Here is an 18932-nt window from a genome sequence, read left to right as displayed (position 1 = left end):
CTGCCGCCCCCCCCCCCCCCCCCCCCCACCCCCCCCCCCCCCCCTCCCCCTCCCCCCCCCCCCCCCCCCCCCCCCCCCCCCCCCCCCCCCCCCCGAGCCGGACGAGCGGGACTAGAGGGGCAGGCGGAGCAGGGGGCGGCCGCTTCCGCCGCGGACCTCCAGCGCCGTCAGGTCCGAGCGTTGCAGGGCCGTGCCGATCACGATGCGGGCCGTGTTGTCCGGGACCGCCTTCCACGTCGCCAGGACCGTCTCCGTGCCGTTGCGGGCGATCGCCACCAGCAGGTAGTCGCCGCCGCTGCGGCCGCCCGTGTAGCTGCACGACATGTCGACCTGGGTGCCCCAGTCGAACGTGTCGAGGCGGGCGTCCGCGCGGACCGGGAACTGGCCCAATGCCGTCATCTGGATCGCCGGCGGGCCCGACGGCGCCGGCCACGCGGCCACCACGCCGAGCGCGACGCACGCCGAAACCGCGAGCGCGGCCGACACCGACGTCACCGCGAACCGGATCCGCCGCCCGCGCCGGACGCGGCGCAGCACCGAAGGCAGCAGCTCCGGCGGAGGCGGCCCGGCGTCGAAGACCGCGGCCGGCGTGTCCACCCTGGCCAGCAGCCCCGGCAGGCCCGCCAGCTCGCGCACCGAAGCCGCGCACCGGTCGCACTCCCGCAGGTGCTGCTCGAAGCGCTGGCGGTCCTCGGGGGCGAGCGCCCCCAGCACGTACGCCGCGTCGAACGTCGCGAACGGGTCCTCGCTCACTGGGTCACCCCCCTCTCCTCCAACACCAGGCGCAGCGCGCGCAACGCGTAGTGCGTGCGCGACTTGACCGTCCCCTCGGCCACGCCGAGCCGTTCCGCCGCGTCGGCGACGGAGTACCCCTGGAAGTAGCACAGCAGCAGCACCTCGCGGTGCCGTTCCGACAGCTCCGCGAGCGCCTCCGCGACGAGCCAGCCCTGCACCGCACGGTCGGTCCCGTCCGCCACGGCCCGCTCCGGCGGCTGGTCGGTGACCACCTCCGAGCGGGCCGACGCCGAGCGCCAGCCGTCGATCGCGATGCGCCGCGCGACGGTGAACAGCCACGCCCGCGCCGAGCCCGTCGACTGGTCCAGCACCGTCGTCGACCGCCAGGCCCGCAGCAGCGTCTCCTGGACGACGTCCTCGGCGCGGATCCGGTCGCCGGAGGTCAGGTGGAGCGCGTAGGACCACAGCGCGCCCGCGTGCTCCTCGTGCAGGGCGCGCATCAGCGCGTCTTCGGCGACTTCCCCCACGAACTCAGGCCGCTACTCGACGCCGGTCCTTCACGAACATCAGGGCGAGACCGCCGACGATGCAGACCGCCTCGGTGATCACGCCCCAGTACTCCGGCTGGCTGTTGAACTGGTCGTGGTTGCCGGCGAAGCCGACCGTCGCGGCCAGCACGTACGCGCCGAGCGTCAGCACCCCGAAGCCGACCGCGCCCAGCGCGGGCAGCCAGTGCCGCCAGGCCAGCACCGCGATGGCGATGACCAGCCCGCCGATCGCGTCCAGCAGGAACAACGGGCCGACGATGCCCGGGTAGTCCTCGGTCCACAGGAAGTAGTGCACGCCCGCCGAACCCAGCAACGCGGCCGCCACGACGATGCGCAGAACCCAACCCACCATGATCTTTCCTCCGCTCCACACCCACTCGGGTAGATACACGGAACAGGGGCCGATCCGGTTCACCGCGGATTGAACCGATGCGGTGTCGATCTCGTTCATTAGGGCATGACTGCCGAACTGCACTCCCGCCGCACCGTCCTCACCACCGGTGCCGCCGTCGCCGGCGCCGCCGTCGGCGCCGTCGCGCTCACCGCCTGTGGCTCGTCGGACGACGCCAAGTCCGGCACCGCCCAGGCCCCGATCGCCGCGGGCACGCCGCTGGTCGCGCTCTCCGAGGTCCCGGTCGGGCAGGCGAAGGCCGCCAAGGCCCCGGACGGCTCCGACGTGATCGTGGCCCGGACGTCCGAATCGGCGTGCGCCGCCTTCAGCGCGATCTGCACGCACCAGGGCTGCACGGTCGCGCCGAAGGGCGCCGACCTCGTGTGCCCGTGCCACGGCTCGGTCTTCAACGCGCTCACCGGGGAGGTCAAGCAGGGCCCGGCGAACAAGCCGCTGCCGTCGGTGGCGGTCAAGGTCGAGAACGGGAAGGTCGTCACCGGCTGACGGGCCGGTCGGCACGAAGGGCCCTTGTGGACGGTCGTCCGCAAGGGCCCTTCGTGTGACAGAAAGAACTCAGGCGTCCCAGGCGAACAGCCGCTCGCCGGCGGTGACGTCGCGCTCGCCGTCCAAACCGGACAGCACGTCCGCCGAGGCGTCCAGCGCCACGACCGGGACGATCGCCGAATACCCCGCCGCGGTCACGGCTTCCGGGTCCCAGCTGACGATCGGCTGGCCGGCCCGCACCTGCTCGCCCTTGACGACGTGCAGCGTGAAGCCCTCGCCCTTCTCCTTGACCGTGTCGATGCCCAGGTGCACCAGCACGGCCTTGCCGTCGTCGGTCGCGACGACGTAGGCGTGCGGGTGCAGCGTCGCGACCGTGCCGTCGACCGGCGCGACCGCGTCGGACCGGCCGCCCGAGGGCTGCACCGCGAGACCCGGGCCGACCATCGCCTCCGCGAACACCGGGTCGGGGACCTCGGTGATCGACACCACGCGCCCGGCGACCGGGCTGAGGATCTCGAGGCTCACAGCAGGTCCTCGATGTCGCTGGCGATCGTGTCCGCCTCCGGCCCGACGATCACCTGCAGGGCCGTGGACCCCATCTTGACGACGCCCATGGCGCCGGCCTTCTTCAGCGCCGCCTCGTCGACGAGACCCATGTCGTCGACCTCGCAGCGCAGCCGCGTGATGCAGCCCTCGATCTCGGTGAGGTTGCCCGCGCCGCCGAGTGCCGCGAGGATCTGTTCGGGCCTGTCATCCGCCATCGCGGTCTCCTTGATCGCTGTTTGTTCCCAACCTGACGCGAACCGCGTGTCCACCTGTACTACGCCGTTCGTCGGCATGCACCCCGCCGCGGGCCACGAACGGATAACGGTGGTTGACACCCGTCCGCGCGGCGGAGCATCCTGCCCCATCAGATTCATTGGTCTAGACCGGAACGTACCAATGTTCCGGTCCGGACGCGAGCACCGGTCCCCCGGTGAACCGAGAACGAGGAGGGTGACGCCGATGAGCGCGGCCGCGCACGTCCCGCCACCCGACCGGGTCGTAAACGGGCCCACGCCCAAGCACGCCCAGCTGCGGGAAATCCTCCGCCGCACGGTGGAGCGAGAGCTCCCGCCGGGTGCGCCGATCCCGTCGGAACGCGAGTTGGCCCAGCGCTACGGCGTGTCGCGGCTCACGGTCAGATCGGCGATCGGCAAGCTGGTCGAGGAGGGCCTGCTCGCCCGGGTCCGCGGCAAAGGCACGTTCACCGCGGCCCGGCGGATGGAGCTGCAGCTATACCTGATGTCGTTCACCGACGACATGCGGAGGCGGGGGCTGACCCCGACGACCGAGGTGGTGTCGGCCGCCACCGAGGTCCCACCCACCGCCTCGGCCCACGCCCTCGGCCTGACCGAGGGCGCCCCGGCGCACCACCTGGTGCGGCTGCGCCACGCCGACGGCGTGCCCCTGGCCGTCGAACGGGGCTGGTACCACGCGGGCCGGGCTCCCGGCCTGCTCGAGCTCGACCTGACCCAGTCGATCTACGCGCAGCTGGCCGAGACGTACGACGTGCGTCCCGACCAGGCGTGGCAGACCGTCTGGGCCGAAGGAGCGGATCGCGAGACGGCCCGGCTGCTCGGCATGCGCGCCGGCAGCCCCCTGCTCGTGTTCCGCCGGGTCTCCAGCGCGAACGGCGACCCCATCGAAGACATCACGTCCTGGTACCGGGGAGATCACTACCAGGTGACCATGCAGTTGGACCGGAACACCCCGGAGCCCGGTCAACCACCCCACTATGGAGGATCCAGATGAGCTCCACCACCGCGGAAGGGGCGACCAAGAAGGGCGGCGGAGGCCTCGCCGGTCTTCAGCGCTTCGGCCGTAGCCTCATGCTCCCCATCGCCACGCTCCCCGCGGCCGGCCTGCTGAACCGGTTCGGCCAGGACGACATTCTCGGCAAGACCGGCCTGGGCTGGGACAAGGTCGCCGCCGTCGTCGGCGGGGCGGGCAACGCGCTCTTCGACTTCCTGCCCCTGCTCTTCGCGATCGGCATCGCGGTCGGCTTCGCCCGCAAGGGTGACGGTTCGACCGCCGTCGCCGCGGCCGTCGGCTGGGTCGTGCTCAACCGCGTGATCCAGGCGATCGCGCCGATCAGCAGCCAGACCGGGTACAAGCCGAGCTGGGACGGCTCGCCGCTGCACTGGCCCTACAGCGTCCTGACCGGCATCATCGCCGGTCTCGTCGCCGCGGTGCTGTGGCAGCGCTACTACCGGATCAAGCTGCCGGCGTGGCTGGCGTTCTTCGGTGGCCGCCGGTTCGTCCCGATCATCACCGCTTTCGCCATGATCATCCTGGGCGTCCTGCTCGGCCTGGTCTTCAAGTACGTCGACGCCGGCATCCAGAACCTCGGCGAGGCGATCGTCGGCCAGCCGGTCGTCGGTGGCGGCATCTACGGCTTCTTCAACCGGCTGCTCATCCCGGTCGGTCTGCACCAGCTGCTGAACGTCCCGGTGTGGTTCATCTTCAACGGTGGCGACCTGACCAACTTCTTCAACCACGTCCAGGGCTCGGGCACGTTCATGACCGGGTTCTTCCCGATCTTCATGTTCGCCCTGCCCGCCGCCGCGCTCGCGATCTGGCAGACCGCGCGCCCGGCGCAGAAGAAGGTTGTCGGCGGTGTGATGATCGCGGCCGCGCTGACCTCGTTCATCACCGGTGTCACCGAGCCGATCGAGTTCTCGTTCATGTTCGTGGCGTGGCCGCTCTACATCTTCCACGCGGTCATGACCGGTGTGTCGCTGGCGGTGGTGAACGCGCTGGGCATCAAGCTCGGGTTCTCCTTCTCCGGTGGCGCGATCGACTTCGCGCTCAACTCGAGCCTGGACACCGCGCACAAGGCGTGGCTGCTCATCCCGATCGGGCTCGTGTTCGCGGTGATCTACTACTTCGTGTTCCGGATCGTCATCACGAAGTGGAACCTGCGGACGCCGGGCCGCGAGGACGACTCGATCGAGTCGGACCTCGACCGCACGGCCGCGAAGTAAGATCGGTACGACGTAAACCCCTGTAGTGAGAGGACGAACATGCCGGAGAAACGCGTCGCCGTGGCAAGCAAGGTGGGCCTGCACGCCAGGCCGGCCGCGCTGGTGGCGAAGGCGGCCGCGGCGCAACCCGTCGCGGTGCAGATCGCCAAGGCGGGCGGGAGCCCGGTCGCTGCCGGCAGCGTGCTCAACCTGATGACGCTCGCCGCCGGGTACGGCGACGAGGTCGTCATCAGCGCCGAGGGCGAGGGCGCCGAGGAGGCCGTGGAAGCGGTCGCCCAGCTGGTCGCCACCGACCTCGACGCCTGAGGTAGAACACACCGCGAAGGCCTTCGCACCGGTCCCCCGACACCGGTGCGGAGGCCTTCGTGGCGTTTCGTAGGGTGAACGCATGGACAGCGTGCGCCTGATCGACGAGTGGCCGGTGGACAACGCCGCGACGGCCGTGGTGACCGCCGGCGGGAGTGTCGTGGGCCGCCACGGCGACACCGCGCGGCAGTTCCGGCTGGCCTCGGTCAGCAAGCCGCTGACCGCCTACGCCGCGCTCATCGCGGTCGAAGAGGGCGTCGTCGAGCTCGACACCCCGGCCGGGCCCGAGGGCTCGACCGTGCGGCACCTGCTCGCGCACACCTCCGGGCTCGCCTTCGACGCGCACAAGGCGATGGCCGCGCCGGGCACCCGCCGCCTCTACTCCAACGCCGGCTTCGAGCAGCTCGCCGACGCGCTGGCCGAGCACTCCGGCATCCCGTTCGCGCAGTACCAGGCCGAGGCGCTGTTCGCGCCGCTGGGCATGGGCGCGACCACCCTCGACGGCTCGCCCGCGTCCGGCGCGGTGTCCACTGTGGACGACCTGGTGGCCTTCGCCGCCGAGCTGCAGGCGCCCAAGCTCCTCGACCCGGCCACGGTGACCGCGGCCACGAACGTCGTGTTCCCCGGCCTGTCCGGCGTGCTGCCCGGGTTCGGCCACCAGAAGCCCAACGACTGGGGCCTCGGCTTCGAGATCCGCGACCACAAGAGCCCGCACTGGACGGGCTCGGCCAGCTCACCGCGGACCTTCGGGCACTTCGGCCAGTCGGGCACGTTCCTCTGGGTCGACCCGGACGCCGGCGCTGCCTGCGTCGCGCTGAGCGACCGCGCGTTCGGCCCGTGGGCGGCCGAGGTCTGGCCGCGGTACACCGACGCCGTGCTGGCGGAATTGAGCGCGTGAAGCGCCTTCTCGCCGCGCTGCCGCTCCTGCTCGCCGCCTGCAGCGCGCCCACGGCCGCCCCGCCGTCTCCTTCGCCGTCGCCGGCCGCCGCCGAAGCTCCCCCGGCCCTCGGCACGAACGGCGCCGCCGTGCCCGCGCTGCGCTGGACGCCCTGCCACGGCGGTTTCCAGTGCGCGCCCGCGGCCGTGCCGCTGAGCTACCGCGAGCCGAAGGGCACGGCCGTCACGCTGTCGGTGATCCGGCTGCCGGCGACCGATCCGGGACGGCGGCTCGGTTCGCTGTTCTTCAACTTCGGCGGCCCGGGCACCGACGGGGTCGGCGAGCTGACGCGGTTCGCGGCGCGCTACCCCGCCGAGCTCAAGGCCCGCTTCGACCTGGTGAGCTTCGACCCGCGCGGGATCGGCGGGTCCGCGCCGATCAGCTGCCCCGGCGCCGACCACGCGCCGCCGCCCGGGTCACCGCTGCGGCAGCCGGACGCCTTCTTCGCGGCGAGCGCGGCGCCGGGCAAGGCCTGCGCGGCGGGCTCCGGCGACCTCCTGGCCCACCTGTCGACGGCGAACGTGGCGCGGGACCTGGAGCTGCTGCGCCAGGCCGTCGGCGACCCGGCCCTGAACTTCTACGGCTACTCCTACGGCACGTACCTCGGCGGCACGTACGCGAACCTGTTCCCGGACAAGGTCCGCTCGATGACCCTCGACGGCACGCTCGACCTGGTCGCCAACGCCACCGGGAAGCCGGGCCAGGAGAAGCAGCCGGTCGACGTCCGCGCCGACGTCGCCGGGGCCCAGCAGCAGGAGCTGGACCAGTTCTTCACGGTGTGCGCCGCGGCCGGGCCGAAGTGCGCGTTCTCCGGCGGCGACCCGAAGGCGAGGTTCGCCGGGGTCTTCGCGCGGGCGTCGCGCACCACGGGTGTCGGCGGCCTGATGAAGACGGTCGACAGCGCGCTGTACCAGTCCGGGCGGTGGAAGCGGCTCGCGCAGACCCTCGCGGCGATGCCGGCGGATCCAGCGCCCGCTTCGCCGGTGCTCGACCCGTACGTGCCGACGCACTCCCCCGGCTTCCTGGCCGTCCAGTGCGTCGACAGCGACAACCCGTCCTCGCCGGCGGACTACGCCGCACTGGCGATCCGGGAGAGCGCGCGGCAGCCCTATTTCGGGCTGGGCTCGGTGTTTTCGATGGCGCAGTGCGTCGGCTGGCCCGCCCACGACGAAGACCGGTACACCGGGCCGTGGAACCGGGCGCGGAAGAACCCGGTCCTGGTGCTGAACAACCGGTTCGACCCGGCGACCCCGCTGCACAACGCGCAGGCGACGGCGGCGGAGCTGGGTGACGGCCGGGTGCTGGTCGTCGACGGGTACGGGCACACCTCGCTGGACGCGCCGAGCGCGTGCGCGTCGGCGGCCGTGGTGCGCTACCTGACCGATCTGGCCGCGCCGGCGGCGGGGACGACGTGCCCGCCGGACGCGGTCCCGTTCCCGTGAGGGAGAAACCGTTTTCCGGCCCGGTTTCTCACTCACTCCCCGCGAGCGCGGGTCGTTCAGCCTAACGGCCGACGCCGGCAGGGTCTTTGGACCCTGCCGGAGGCACTGCGCGGGTGGTGTCATCTAGGGGTGCGGGCCCGCCGCCGGGCCGGTGCGGGGACCTCGGGCCCCGGCGGGCCGCACACCACTACTGCGCCATGACGCGGATCGGTTCCCCCGCCTGGAAAGCCGCGATGTCCTCGACGGCGTCACCGTAGAAGATCTCGTAGACCTCCCGCGCGACGAAGCCGATGTGCGGGGTCAGGGTCGCGTTGTCGAGTGTCCTCAGTGGATGGTCGGCCGGGAAGGGCTCGATGTCGTAGACGTCGAGCGCGGCGCGGATCGCCTTGCGCCGCAAAGCGTCCACCAACGCGTCCTCGTCGACGACCGGGCCGCGCGAAGTGTTCACCAGGAGCGCGCCCGGTTTCATCGCCGCCAGCTCCGCCGCGCCGACCAGGCCGCGGGTGCGCCCGCTCAGCACGAGGTGGACGGACAGGACGTCCGAGCGGGCGAACAGCTCGTCCTTCGACACCGCCGTGACGCCGTGCGGCTCCGCCTTCTCCGGCGTGAGGTTCTGGCTCCAGGCGATGGTCTCCATCCCGAAGGCCTGCCCGATCTTCGCCGCGCCCGAGCCGAGCCGGCCCAGGCCGAGCAGCCCGAGGGTCTTGCCGTGCAGCATGGTGCCGACGCCGGTCTGCCAGCCGCCCTCGCGCATGGACCGGAACTCCTGCGGCAGGTTCCGCGACGCGGCGAGGATGAGCGCCCAGGTGTGTTCGGCGGTCGGCTCGCCGAGGTAGCCGGTCTTGCACACGACAACGCCGTTGCGCTGCGCGGCGGGCACGTCGATGGCGGCGTTGCGCGGACCGGTGCTGACGAGCAGCTTCAGGTCGGGCAGCCGGTCGAGCACGTCGGCCGGGAACCGGGTGCGTTCGCGCATCGCGACGACGGCGTCGAAGCCCTGCAGCTGCCCCACGACGTCGGTGAGGGGCTCGGTGAAGACCGTGATGTCGGCCTTCAGCGAGTCCCAGTCACCGAAGGTCAGGGCGACGTCCTGGTAGTCGTCGAGGATGGCGATCCGCATGATCTCACCGTAGTGGCACGAGCACGTCCACGCGGACCAAGTGGTGGTCGGAGGCGTCGTTGAGCCGGGACAGCGGGTCGGACGGCACCGGCCAGAACACCTCCGCGTGCCAGGGCAGCAGTCCCTTCGACGGCAGCACGTAGTCCGTGCGGAGGTTGCCCGGCGCGACGTCGTTGAAGTCGCCCGTGTCGTAGAACGGGTTGCTCTTCTGGCCTGCGTTCGCGCCGCCCTGGGCCTGGGACGCCAGCACCGCGCCGCGGCTGCCCGGGTGCGTCTGGATCACTCGGCGCGCGTTCAGCAGCTGCTCGATCGCGCCTGGGACGCTGTCGCCGTCGAGCGGGTCGGAGTTGTTGTCACCCGCGACGACGAAGCGTTCCGACGCGCCCAGGCCGCCGCGGTGGCCGCGGTCGTCGTAGATGTAGCCGCCCTTGCCCGGCGTGACGTAGTCGGCCCAGAAGCGGATCTCGTCGTTGTTGCGGGTGCCGTTGCGGTCCTCCGGGCCGTCGAAGCTCGGCGGTGTCGGGTGCGAGACGAGGAAGTGCACCGTCGAGCGGCCGATCTTCAGCGGCAGGTCCCAGTGGGACTTCGACGACAGCCGCAGCACGTTCAGCTCCGCGGGGCTGTACCAGTCGTGCGGCGCCGGTGTCGCGGGGTCGTCCGGCAGGAGCGCGCCCGGCATGTCCTTCCAGAGGAACTTCTGGAACGTCCGCGCGTGCGCGAAGTCGATCGGGTACTTCGAGAGCACGAGCAGCCCGTACTGGCCTTCGAACGTGCCGAAGCCCTGCGCGTCGTTGCCGAGGCCGACCGTGCCGTCGCGGTCGAGGTCGAAGCCGGTCGGGACGCCCGTGTTCACCGGCGCGGTGTAGGCGTACGGGTAGTCGATCGGCTTCGCGCCGTGCCGGCCCACCGCCAGGTAGTTCTTGCGGAACAGGTCCGCGGCCTTGTTGCCCGGCACGTAGTCGAACTCGTTGATCAGCTGGACGTCGGCGCGGTTGCGCTGCACGACCTCGGCGACCTCCTGCGCCTGGGCGTTGCCCGGCGTCGAGAGGTCGGTGACCAGCTGCCCGGCGGCCGCGCGGTTCAGCGACGCGTTGAAGGTGGCGAAGCGGACGTTGGTCCCGAAGCTCGCTTCAGCGGTGGCGGGCACGAAGAGCGCGACGAGCGCGGCGACGGTCAGCCCGGCGGCGATGCGTTTCACGGTGAATACCTCCCAGTCGGGCGACACCCTATGCGGCGAAAACCCGTCCCGGGTGAGCGCCAGGTGAACGGACAACGTGACCCAGCCCTCTTGAACGCGTTCAAAAAGAGCGCTACCGTTCCTCTTGAACACGTTCAAAACAAGGAGGGACCATGGAACCCGTTGTTGTCGCCTACGCGCTCTACCTGCTGATCAGCATCCCGCTGACGGTGCTCGTCGCCCGGACGCTCAGCAAGCACGGCCGCACCTTCCTCACCGAGGTCTTCGAGGACAGCCCCGGCCTGGCCAACGCCGTCAACCAGCTGCTGGTCGTCGGCTTCTACCTGATCAGCCTCGGCTTCGTGACGCTGTTCCTGACCAGCCACGCCGCCGTCGGCACCGCCCGGGAGGTGTTCGAGCTGCTGTCGGTGAAGGTCGGCGTCGTCGCGCTCGTCCTCGGGGTCATGCACCTGTTCAACGTCCTGGTGTTCAACGGCATCCGGCGCCGCCACTTGGCCCCCAAGCCGGCGCCGCAGCCGGTGCTGGCCGGCCGTCCCGTCCCCTACCCCGGCGCGCCGGGCCAGCCGGTCCCGCCCTTCCCCGCGCCCTGACGTGCCCGGCGCTAACGTGCAGAGCGTGCCGAAGAGCGAGGAAACGCGGTCCCTGATCGTCACCACCGCCATGCGGCTGTTCACCGAGAACGGCTACGACCGCACGACGATGCGCGCGATCGCCACCGAGGCCGGTGTCTCGGTCGGGAACGCGTACTACTACTTCTCTTCGAAGGACCAGCTGATCCAGGGGTTCTACGACGAGATCGCGCGGCTGCACCTCGACGCCGCCCGCGAGCTGCTGGCGAACGAGCCGGGGTTCGCGCAGCGGCTGAAGGCCGTGCTGCTGTGCTGGCTCGACCTCGCCGAGCCCTACCACCGCTTCGGCACGCAGTTCTTCGTCAACGCGGCCGACCCGGAGTCCCCGCTGAGCCCGTTCAGCCCGGAGTCCTCGGCCGCCCGCGACGCGTCGATCGAGCTAATGCGCGAGGTCGTCGACGGCTCCGACGTCAAGCTCGACCCGGAGCTGCGCGCCCAGCTGCCGGAGCTGCTGTGGCTGTTCCAGATGGGCGTGGTGCTGTTCTGGGTGCACGACCGCTCGGCCGGGGAGAGGCGCAGCCGGATGCTGGTCGAGCGCAGCGTCCCGCTGCTGGCCCGGCTGGCCGCGCTCTCCCGGCTGCGGGTGTTCCGCCCCGTCAGCCGGGAGATCGTCGACCTGATCCAGGATCTGGCTAAGCGGGACTGACCGCGCGGAAGTACAGGAACCGCGGGGTGGTCCGCAGCTTCTCCGTCCACTTCGGATCGGCCTCCGCCGCCTCGGGCACCGGCATCGGCTCCTCCAGGCGGTCGACCGCGAACCCGGCGTCGCGGACCGCGCCGAACGTCCAGCTCAGCGGGCGCCGGTAGAACTGGACCGGGTGTTCCAGGCCGCCCAGCCCGAAGTCGTCCTCGAGCAGCTCGAGCCGGAAGTAGTCGTCCTTCTCGAACCAGTGCCAGTCCTCACCGGGGTGGTGCACCGAGAAGACGAGCGCCCCGCCGGGCTTGAGCACCCGCCGGAACTCGGCGAGGGTGGCGCCCCAGTCCTTCAGGTAGTGCAGCACGAGTGACGCCGTGATGACGTCGACCGAGCCGTCCTCGACGTCGAGGGGCCGGGTGACGTCCGCCTGCTCGAAGCGGGCGACGTCGCCGAACTTGCGGCGGGCGACGGCGATCATGCCCGCGCTGGCGTCGACCCCGAGGACGTCGGCGCCCCGCGCGGCCAGCAGCGCGCTCAGGTGCCCGGCCGCGCAGCCGACGTCCAGCACGCGCCGGCCCTCGACGTCGCCGGCCAGCTCCACGATCGCGGGCCGGTCGTAGAGGGCGTTGGTGACGGACTTCCCGGCGTGCTCGGCGTAGGCCTCGCTGTAGGCGTCGTACTGCTCGGCCCGCGCCCGGCCGATGATCTCCTCGATCACCTCGGTCTTGGCGTCGGCGTAGTTCTGGACGTACTTCCACTCCCGCGTGGCCAGCTCACGCTTCTTCGCCGCGTACAGCGCCAGCTCCTCCGGGTGCGAGCGCAGGCGTTCGCGGAAGAGCCGATAGCGCGGCGTCTGGCCGTTGCCGGGTGAGTAGACGTGCAGGTTGATGTTCGTGTCCGGGCCCTTGAAGCAGCGGTGCTTCTCCCAGTCCGGCTCGCGGATGACGAGCTGGTAGCCCGCGCCTTCCAGCGCCGGCAGGTAGGCGTCCTCGTCGTCGGAGTCCGGCACCTCGAGGAGGATGTCGACGCAGGGCTTGGCGCACAGGCCCGGCACCGACGTCGAGCCGACGTGCTCGAGGACGAGCACCGTCTCCCCGAGCACGCCGCGGATCCGCTCGGCCTCGTGTTCGAAGACCTTCGGCCACTCCGGGTCGTAGTCGACGAGGGTGACGGTCGAGTCGAGCTTCGGCGGCTCGCCGCCGACCCAGGCGTTCTCCAGCTGGCTGTCGTCGAGTGCTTCTTGGCTGGTCATTCCGGTAGACCCCCCTTACTGAAGGCAGTCGGCCAGAATATCAACCCGGGGCAAGCGGATTACCCGATCGGGAGCGGCAGGATGTTCCCGGTCGCCTCGCGCAGCGCGTCGCGCATTGCCGCGCGCGGGGCCGGGCGGCCGGTGAAGTGTTCGGCCTGGCCGAACGCTTGGTGCAGCAGCATGTCCAGCCCGGTCGCGAGCCGGCCTCCGCGCGCCGCGACCGCTTCGGCCAGCGGTGTCGGCCACGGGTGGTAGATAACGTCGAGGACGTGCGCGACCGCCGCGAGGTCGGCCACGTGCGGCCGGACCGCGTCCGGCGGCACGGTGTTCACGAGCACCGCGGCTTCGGCCGCCAGCGCCGCGAAGTCCGTTTCGGCCCACCGCAGCACGTCGACGTCGAGCGAAGCGCGCTTCGCCGCGTCGAGGGTTTCGGCCGCCCGCGCGGGTTCCCGCACGACCAGGCGGACCTGACGCACGCCCAGCGCGGCCAGCCCGACGACCGCCGCGGCCGCGGTACCACCCGCGCCGAGCACGATCGCGGTGTCCGACGGCGTCGGCGTGTACCCGCCCGCCGCGCGCAGGGCGCCGGTGACCCCGTCGACGTCGGTGCAGTCCGCCAGCCAGCCCTTCGCGGTGCGGACCAGGGTGTTGGCCGCGCCGACGGCGGCCGCGCGCGGTGTCACCTCGTCCGCGTGGTCCAGCGCCGCGCGCTTGCCCGGCATGGTCACCGAGAGCCCGGCCCATTCCGGGCCGAGGCCGTCGACGAGGCCGGGCAGCTCCTCGGCGCTCGTCTCGATCCGCTCGTACGTCCAGCCGGTCAGGCCGAGCGCGGCGAACGCGGCGCCGTGCAGCACCGGCGACAGCGAGTGGGCCACCGGCTTGCCCAGCACCGCGGCCCGCCGAGGCTCAGAAGATACCGCGGGCATGGGCCAGGTCGACGTTCTTGCGGTGGTCGTCGAACGAGACCGCGAAGCAGGACAGGCCGTTCTTCTCGCACTTGACGAAGTAGACCCAGTCGCCCGCCGCCGGGTGCACCGCCGCCTGGATCGCGTCGGGGCTCGGCACCGAGATCGGCGTCGGCGGCAGCCCGTTGATCTTGTACGTGTTGTACGCCCCGGCCTTCGTCCGGTCGGCGTCGTTGGTCGCCAGGGTCGGCCGGTCGAGCACGTAGTTGACCGTGGAGTCCATCTGCAGCCGCATGTCGATCGCGAGCCGGTTGTAGATCACCCGGGACAGCTTGCCGAAGTCGGCCTTCACGGCCTCGCGCTCGATGATCGAGGCGATGATCAGCGTCTGGTACGGGGTCATCTCCGGGCCGGTCGACTGCGGGCTCAGCCCGGCGTTCTGGATCGCCTCGGTCGAGCTGCGCACCAGCTGGCCGACGATCTCCTGCGCGGTCGCCCCGGGCCGGACGTCGTAGAGCCCAGGCGCGATCAGCCCTTCGAGCCTGCGGTCCTTGCGGTCGGCCTTGTTCGCGGGCTCGATCGCCCAGTCCGGCACGCCGAGCGTCTTGAGGTCGGCGCCGTCGACGAACTTGCGCAGGTCGTCGGCCGAGACGCAGGTGCTCTTGCCGTTGATCTGCGCGCACGACGCCTTCGCCATCAGGCTGTAGACGCCGGGGGTCACCTTGCCGTCGGGCTGGGTGATGTCGTCGAACTGCGTGTACGGCCGGACCTCCAGCTGGCCGACGCGCGAGCCGGCCTCGAGGATCCGGTCGACCGCGCTGGCCCCGGACATGTGCGACTTCATCACGTAGAAGCCGTGCTGGATCCGCGACAGCTTCGGGTTGTCCTCGCCGGCCTTCACGAACGCCTTGCCGCTGGCGACCACGCCCGCCGTAGCGAGCTTCGCGCCGATCGCCGACGTCGAGTCGCCGTCGTCGACCTGGAACAGGACGTCCCCGTCACCGGAGCCTTCGAAGTCCTCGTAGCCGAAGAACTTGGTGAAGCCGAAGTAGGCACCGCCCGCGAGCAGGGCGATCACCGCGATCGCGGCCACCCAGCCGAGGGCGCGCTTGCCCTTCTTCTTGCGCGGCTTCTTCGGCTCTTCCTCGTACTCGTCGTAGTCCTCTTCGTAGGCGTCCTCGTCGTAGTCGCCGTCGTACTCGTCGTAGTCGGCGTACTCGTCGTCCTCGGCGAAGAAGCCGTCGTCTTCGGGCTCGTCCTGCGGCGGGGCCGGGGGCTGCGCCGGGATGATGTCGGTCACCGGCTCTTCGCGCACCGGCGGGGGCGGCGGACGGCGACGCCGCGGCGGCTCCGCACCGGTTTCGGGCACGCCGACAGAGCGGTCACCCGGCTGGACGGGCCGTCGCGGGGGCTCGGGGGCGGGACGGCGGCGGCGCGAAACCGGCGCCTCGCCGGTCTCGTCGGGAGGCGGGACGGCTCGGAGGCGGGGTGCTTCGGCCGGCTCGTCGGCACGCATCCGGGCCGCCTGGGCTTCGGCGGCCTCTTCCAGGTCGAGCATCGCCTGGTGACGGCGGGCCGCGTCGGCTTCGGCCAGCTCTTCGGGGCTGGGACGGCGACGGCGGGGGTCCACCGGCTCGTCCCGCTCCGGCGCCGGACGGCGACGGCGGGGCGCCTCGTCCTCGGGCGGGACCGCGCGACGGCGGCGCCGGGGTTCCACGGCTTCGCCGGGATCCGGAGCGCCGCGACGGCGTGCGGGCGGGGGCGGCGCGTCGGCGCCCTGGTCGAGGCCGTGGCGGGCGCGGGCCGAAGCCGAGCGCTCGACCTCCTGCGGGTCGAAGCCGTCCTCGGCCGGGGGCAGCGTGCCCGGCGGCTCGAGCCGGCGACGACGGCCGGTCTGCGGCGCGTCCCGGCGCGGGTCGTAGCCCGGCTCGGGCCGCGCGCGGCGGGACGGCTGGGGCAGCTCGTGCGAGCCGCTCTGCCGCGAAGGCTGCGGAAGCTCCTGGTACCCGCTCGCGCGGGGGTCACGCGGGTCGGCGCGACGCGGCGAGGGCCGGGACGGCGGCGGGGCCGCCGGTTCCGGCTCGCGGAGTCGCCTGCGCCCGCGAGGGGGCTCAGGTGGCTGCTCGTCGTTCATCGGTCTCCCTCCCGGGCGCGGTGCGCAGCGGCGGCGTCGATCCAGGCCTGCAGGATCTCGACGGCGGCGGCCTGGTCGACCACCGCACGCTGCTTGCGGCCTTTGACCCCGCGCTGGGAGAGGATGCGGGATGCGGTGACCGTGGTCAGCCGCTCGTCGCCCAGCCGGACCGGCACGGGCGCAACGCGCCCGGCCAGGCTCTCAGCGTACGCGATCGCCAACTCGGCCGCCGGACCCTGCCGGTTGGCGAGCGTTCTCGGCAGGCCCACGATCACCTCGACCACCTCGTGCTCGGTGACGAGGGTGGCCAGCTGGTCCAGATCACTGTCGTCGGTCGCATCGCGGGAGAGGGTAACCAATGGCGAAGCGAGCATCGGGGCCGGATCGCTGAGCGCGACGCCGACCCGGACGGATCCGACATCAACACCGAGGCGACGGCCGCGCCCCGGATCGGCCACACCGGGCCGGTCCGGGCCGCGGTTTCCGCGGTTAACCAATGCCGGCAATCGCCGAACGCAGCGCCGTGACCGCGTCCGCCGCGCCCGCCGGGTTCGTGCCGCCACCCTGGGCCATGTCGGGCTTGCCGCCGCCGCGGCCGCCGATCTTCTCGGCGAACGACGGCACCAGCTTGCCCGCCGCGATGCCCTTGTCCTGGGCCGCCTTCGTCGTCGCGACGACGAAGCTCAGCTTCTCGCCGGCCGGCGAGAACAGCGCCACGACGCCGGGCCGTGTGCCGAGCCGGCCGCGGATGTCCGAGGCGAGCGCGCGCAGGCCGTTGCCGTCGACGTCCGGGACGACCTCGGCCACGACCGTGACGCCGCCGATCTCCTGCGCCTTGTCGAGCAGCGAGCCCGCCGAGCCCAGCACCTGCTGGGTCTTCAGCTGGGTGATCTCCTTCTCGGCGTTCTTCAGCCGGGTCAGGACGTCCTCGATGCGGCCCGGCAGCTCGTCCGAGGGCACCTTGAAGGTGTTCGCCAGCTGCGAGACCAGCAGCTGCTCCTTGCGGACGTACTTCAGCGCGTCCGAGCCGACGAGCGCCTCGACGCGGTGCACACCGGAGCCGATGGAGGCGTCGGAGACCAGCTTGACCAGGCCGAGCTGGCCGATCCGGTCGACGTGCGTGCCACCGCAGAGCTCGCGGGAGTACTCGCCCATGTCGACCACGCGGACGTCGTTGCCGTACTTCTCGCCGAACAGCGCGACCGCGCCCAGCTCGAGCGCCTTGTCCTTGGTCGTGGTGAAGCTCTGCACCTCGACGTTGGTCTGCAGGTAGTCGTTGACCTCCTGCTCGACCTCGGTCAGCACGTCCGCCGACACCGAGCCCGGCGTGGTGAAGTCGAACCGCATGCGGCCCGGCGAGTTCAGCGAGCCCGCCTGCGCCGCGCGCTTGCCGTACGCGCCGCGGACGGCCGCGTGCACCAGGTGCGTCGCGGAGTGCGAGCGCTCGATGGACAGCCGGCGGTGCGCGTCGACCGAGCCGGTGAGCTTCGTGTCGAGCCCGACCTCGCCCTCGGTGACCTCGACGCGGTGCACGAACAGCCCCGGGACGATCTTCTGGACGTCCAGGACCTTCAGCTCGACGCCGTCACCGAGCAGCACGCCGGTGTCGGCGACCTGGCCACCGCTCTCGGCGTAGAACGGCGTGCGGTCGAGGACCAGCTCCGCCTTCTTGCCCGCGGAGACGCTGCGGACCGGCTGCCCGTCTTCGAGCAGGGCGACGACCTTCGCCTCGGCCTGCAGGTCGGTGTAGCCGAGGAACTCGGTCTCGCCGTGCTGCTCCAGGACCTTCCGGTACTCCGAGAGGTCGCCGTGGCCGGTCTTGCGCGCCGCCGCGTCCGCCTTCGCGCGGGTGCGCTGCTCGTTCATGAGCGTGCGGAAGCCGTCCTCGTCGACGGACAGGCCCTGCTCGGCCGCCATCTCGAGGGTGAGGTCGATCGGGAAGCCGTAGGTGTCGTGCAGCTGGAACGCCTTGTCGCCGGCCAGCACGTCCCCGCCGCCGCGCTTGGTCTCCTCGGCCGCGAGGTCGAAGATGCGCGAGCCGCTGGTGAGGGTGGAGAGGAACGCCTCCTCCTCGATCCGGACGACCTCGTTGATGCGGTCGAAGCCCTCGACCAGCTCGGGGTAGGTCGGGCCCATGGTGTCGCGGACGACCTTCGCGAACTCCTGCAGCACCGGCTCGTGCACGCCGAGCAGGCGCGTGGAGCGGACGATGCGGCGCAGGAGCCGGCGCAGGACGTACCCGCGGCCGTCGTTGCCCGGGGTGACGCCGTCGCCGATCAGCAGCACGCCGGTGCGGGCGTGGTCGGCGATGACGCGGAAGCGGACGTCGTCGGCGTGGTTGCCGCCGTAACGGCGGCCGGAGAACTCCTCCGCGCGGCCGATGACCGGACGCACGAGGTCGGTCTCGTAGACGTTCTCGACGCCCTGCAGGATCGTCGCCACGCGCTCGACGCCCATGCCCGTGTCGATGTTCTTCGCGGGCAGCTCACCGAGGATCGGGAAGTCCTTCTTGCCGCTGCCCTCGCCCCGGATGTTCTGCATGAACACCAGGTTCCAGATCTCGATGTAGCGGTCCTCGTCGACGACCGGGCCGCCCTCGCGGCCGTACTCCGGGCCGCGGTCGTAGTAGATCTCCGAGCACGGGCCGCAGGGGCCGGGGATGCCCATCGACCAGAAGTTGTCGACCATGTCGCGCGCCTGGATGCGCTCGCCCGGCAGGCCGGTGAGCTTGCGCCACAGGCCGGCCGCCTCGGAGTCGTCCTCGTAGACGGTCGCCCAGATGCGGTCCGGGTCGAGGCCGAAGCCGCCTTCGCTCTGGGGCTTGGTGATCAGCTCCCAGGCGTACTCGATGGCGCCTTCCTTGAAGTAGTCGCCGAAGGAGAAGTTGCCGGCCATCTGGAAGAACGTGTTGTGCCGGGTGGTCTTGCCGACCTCGTCGATGTCCGGGGTGCGCACGCACTTCTGGACCGACGTCGCGCGCGGGTACGGCGGCGGCGCCTCACCGAGGAAGTACGGCTTGAACTGGACCATGCCGGCGTTGACGAACAGCAGGTTCGGGTCGTCGAGGATCAGCGGCGCGCTCGGCACGCGCGTGTGGCCCTTGCTCTCGAAATGGCGCAGGAAACGGTCGGTGATTTCGTGTGTGTCCACGGGTCAAGTCCTTGGCTG

Annotated in this window: 20 protein-coding genes; 8 read left to right on the top strand and 12 right to left on the bottom strand. The window is 71.7% G+C overall.

Features of this window, described 5'->3' with window-relative positions; genetic code table 11:
* Positions 1 to 111: 111 nt before the first annotated feature.
* The 3 genes from ACZ63J_RS19400 to ACZ63J_RS19390 are packed head-to-tail and all read right to left on the bottom strand — an operon-like array spanning position 112 to position 1635.
* The gene (locus tag ACZ63J_RS19400; protein ID WP_465406249.1) at positions 112 to 753 is read right to left on the bottom strand and encodes an anti-sigma factor family protein; all 642 of its coding nucleotides are present in this window, start codon (positions 751 to 753) and stop codon (positions 112 to 114) included.
* Positions 750 to 1262: a sigma-70 family RNA polymerase sigma factor gene (locus ACZ63J_RS19395; protein WP_465307135.1), complete on the bottom strand. Its 513-nt coding sequence runs from the start codon at positions 1260 to 1262 to the stop codon at positions 750 to 752. The genes ACZ63J_RS19400 and ACZ63J_RS19395 overlap by 4 nt, the downstream gene beginning before the upstream one ends.
* Before the next feature lie 4 nt (positions 1263 to 1266).
* Positions 1267 to 1635, bottom strand: coding sequence for a hypothetical protein (locus ACZ63J_RS19390; RefSeq protein WP_465406247.1), 369 nt, complete (start codon positions 1633 to 1635; stop codon positions 1267 to 1269).
* Positions 1636 to 1740: 105 nt separating this feature from the next.
* Here ACZ63J_RS19390 and ACZ63J_RS19385 point away from each other — a divergent pair, with 105 nt between their 5' ends.
* Positions 1741 to 2178, top strand: coding sequence for a QcrA and Rieske domain-containing protein (locus ACZ63J_RS19385; RefSeq protein ID WP_465406245.1), 438 nt, complete (start codon positions 1741 to 1743; stop codon positions 2176 to 2178).
* A gap of 69 nt (positions 2179 to 2247) precedes the next feature.
* On the opposite strand, the gene ACZ63J_RS19380 is transcribed toward ACZ63J_RS19385, so the two are convergent.
* Both ACZ63J_RS19380 and ACZ63J_RS19375 read right to left on the bottom strand, forming a co-directional pair.
* Positions 2248 to 2703, bottom strand: coding sequence for a PTS sugar transporter subunit IIA (locus tag ACZ63J_RS19380; RefSeq protein WP_465406243.1), 456 nt, complete (start codon positions 2701 to 2703; stop codon positions 2248 to 2250).
* On the bottom strand, positions 2700 to 3017 hold the full coding sequence (locus ACZ63J_RS19375) for a PTS sugar transporter subunit IIB (protein ID WP_465406241.1): 318 nt from the start codon (positions 3015 to 3017) through the stop codon (positions 2700 to 2702). The genes ACZ63J_RS19380 and ACZ63J_RS19375 overlap by 4 nt, the downstream gene beginning before the upstream one ends.
* A 166-nt stretch (positions 3018 to 3183) precedes the next feature.
* Here ACZ63J_RS19375 and ACZ63J_RS19370 point away from each other — a divergent pair, with 166 nt between their 5' ends.
* From ACZ63J_RS19370 to ACZ63J_RS19350, 5 genes are all read left to right on the top strand, one after another.
* Complete coding sequence (locus tag ACZ63J_RS19370) at positions 3184 to 3972, top strand: GntR family transcriptional regulator (RefSeq protein ID WP_364529260.1); 789 nt, start codon at positions 3184 to 3186, stop codon at positions 3970 to 3972.
* Positions 3969 to 5204: a PTS transporter subunit EIIC gene (locus ACZ63J_RS19365; RefSeq protein ID WP_465406239.1), complete on the top strand. Its 1236-nt coding sequence runs from the start codon at positions 3969 to 3971 to the stop codon at positions 5202 to 5204. Before ACZ63J_RS19370 ends, ACZ63J_RS19365 begins: the two co-directional genes overlap by 4 nt.
* Before the next feature lie 39 nt (positions 5205 to 5243).
* Complete coding sequence (locus ACZ63J_RS19360) at positions 5244 to 5510, top strand: HPr family phosphocarrier protein (RefSeq protein ID WP_013224593.1); 267 nt, start codon at positions 5244 to 5246, stop codon at positions 5508 to 5510.
* Positions 5511 to 5592: 82 nt separating this feature from the next.
* The gene (locus ACZ63J_RS19355; protein WP_465406237.1) at positions 5593 to 6408 is read left to right on the top strand and encodes a serine hydrolase domain-containing protein; all 816 of its coding nucleotides are present in this window, start codon (positions 5593 to 5595) and stop codon (positions 6406 to 6408) included.
* Positions 6405 to 7889 (top strand): alpha/beta hydrolase, encoded by a 1485-nt coding sequence (locus tag ACZ63J_RS19350; protein ID WP_465406236.1) that lies wholly within the window; start codon positions 6405 to 6407, stop codon positions 7887 to 7889. Before ACZ63J_RS19355 ends, ACZ63J_RS19350 begins: the two co-directional genes overlap by 4 nt.
* 187 nt (positions 7890 to 8076) lie before the next feature.
* On the opposite strand, the gene ACZ63J_RS19345 is transcribed toward ACZ63J_RS19350, so the two are convergent.
* On the bottom strand, positions 8077 to 9009 hold the full coding sequence (locus ACZ63J_RS19345) for a D-2-hydroxyacid dehydrogenase family protein (protein WP_465406234.1): 933 nt from the start codon (positions 9007 to 9009) through the stop codon (positions 8077 to 8079).
* A gap of 4 nt (positions 9010 to 9013) precedes the next feature.
* The gene (locus tag ACZ63J_RS19340; RefSeq protein ID WP_465406232.1) at positions 9014 to 10207 is read right to left on the bottom strand and encodes an endonuclease/exonuclease/phosphatase family protein; all 1194 of its coding nucleotides are present in this window, start codon (positions 10205 to 10207) and stop codon (positions 9014 to 9016) included.
* A gap of 152 nt (positions 10208 to 10359) precedes the next feature.
* On the opposite strand from ACZ63J_RS19340, the gene ACZ63J_RS19335 reads away from it, so the two are divergent.
* Positions 10360 to 10797, top strand: a complete 438-nt coding sequence (locus tag ACZ63J_RS19335) for a hypothetical protein (protein ID WP_465307155.1) — start codon at positions 10360 to 10362, stop codon at positions 10795 to 10797.
* Between the two features lie 25 nt (positions 10798 to 10822).
* Entirely contained in the window at positions 10823 to 11482 is a 660-nt protein-coding gene (locus ACZ63J_RS19330) for a TetR/AcrR family transcriptional regulator (RefSeq protein ID WP_465406230.1), read from the top strand.
* Here the strand turns inward: ACZ63J_RS19330 and ACZ63J_RS19325 are convergent.
* The 5 genes from ACZ63J_RS19325 to alaS are packed head-to-tail and all read right to left on the bottom strand — an operon-like array spanning position 11469 to position 18914.
* The gene (locus ACZ63J_RS19325; protein WP_465406228.1) at positions 11469 to 12725 is read right to left on the bottom strand and encodes a GrpB family protein; all 1257 of its coding nucleotides are present in this window, start codon (positions 12723 to 12725) and stop codon (positions 11469 to 11471) included. The two genes, ACZ63J_RS19330 and ACZ63J_RS19325, sit on opposite strands and share 14 nt — an antisense overlap.
* A 59-nt stretch (positions 12726 to 12784) precedes the next feature.
* Positions 12785 to 13651: a shikimate dehydrogenase gene (locus tag ACZ63J_RS19320; RefSeq protein WP_465406226.1), complete on the bottom strand. Its 867-nt coding sequence runs from the start codon at positions 13649 to 13651 to the stop codon at positions 12785 to 12787.
* Positions 13632 to 15764, bottom strand: a complete 2133-nt coding sequence (mltG, locus tag ACZ63J_RS19315; RefSeq protein WP_465406224.1) for an endolytic transglycosylase MltG — start codon at positions 15762 to 15764, stop codon at positions 13632 to 13634. The genes ACZ63J_RS19320 and mltG overlap by 20 nt, the downstream gene beginning before the upstream one ends.
* Positions 15761 to 16222, bottom strand: a complete 462-nt coding sequence (gene ruvX / locus ACZ63J_RS19310; protein ID WP_465406222.1) for a Holliday junction resolvase RuvX — start codon at positions 16220 to 16222, stop codon at positions 15761 to 15763. The genes mltG and ruvX overlap by 4 nt, the downstream gene beginning before the upstream one ends.
* A gap of 31 nt (positions 16223 to 16253) precedes the next feature.
* On the bottom strand, positions 16254 to 18914 hold the full coding sequence (alaS, locus tag ACZ63J_RS19305) for an alanine--tRNA ligase (protein WP_465406220.1): 2661 nt from the start codon (positions 18912 to 18914) through the stop codon (positions 16254 to 16256).
* Between the last annotated feature and the right edge of the window lie 18 nt (positions 18915 to 18932).

This window comes from Amycolatopsis sp. NPDC104863 (genome assembly GCF_055582965.1).
This window is presented reverse-complemented; position numbering and strand designations above follow the sequence as displayed.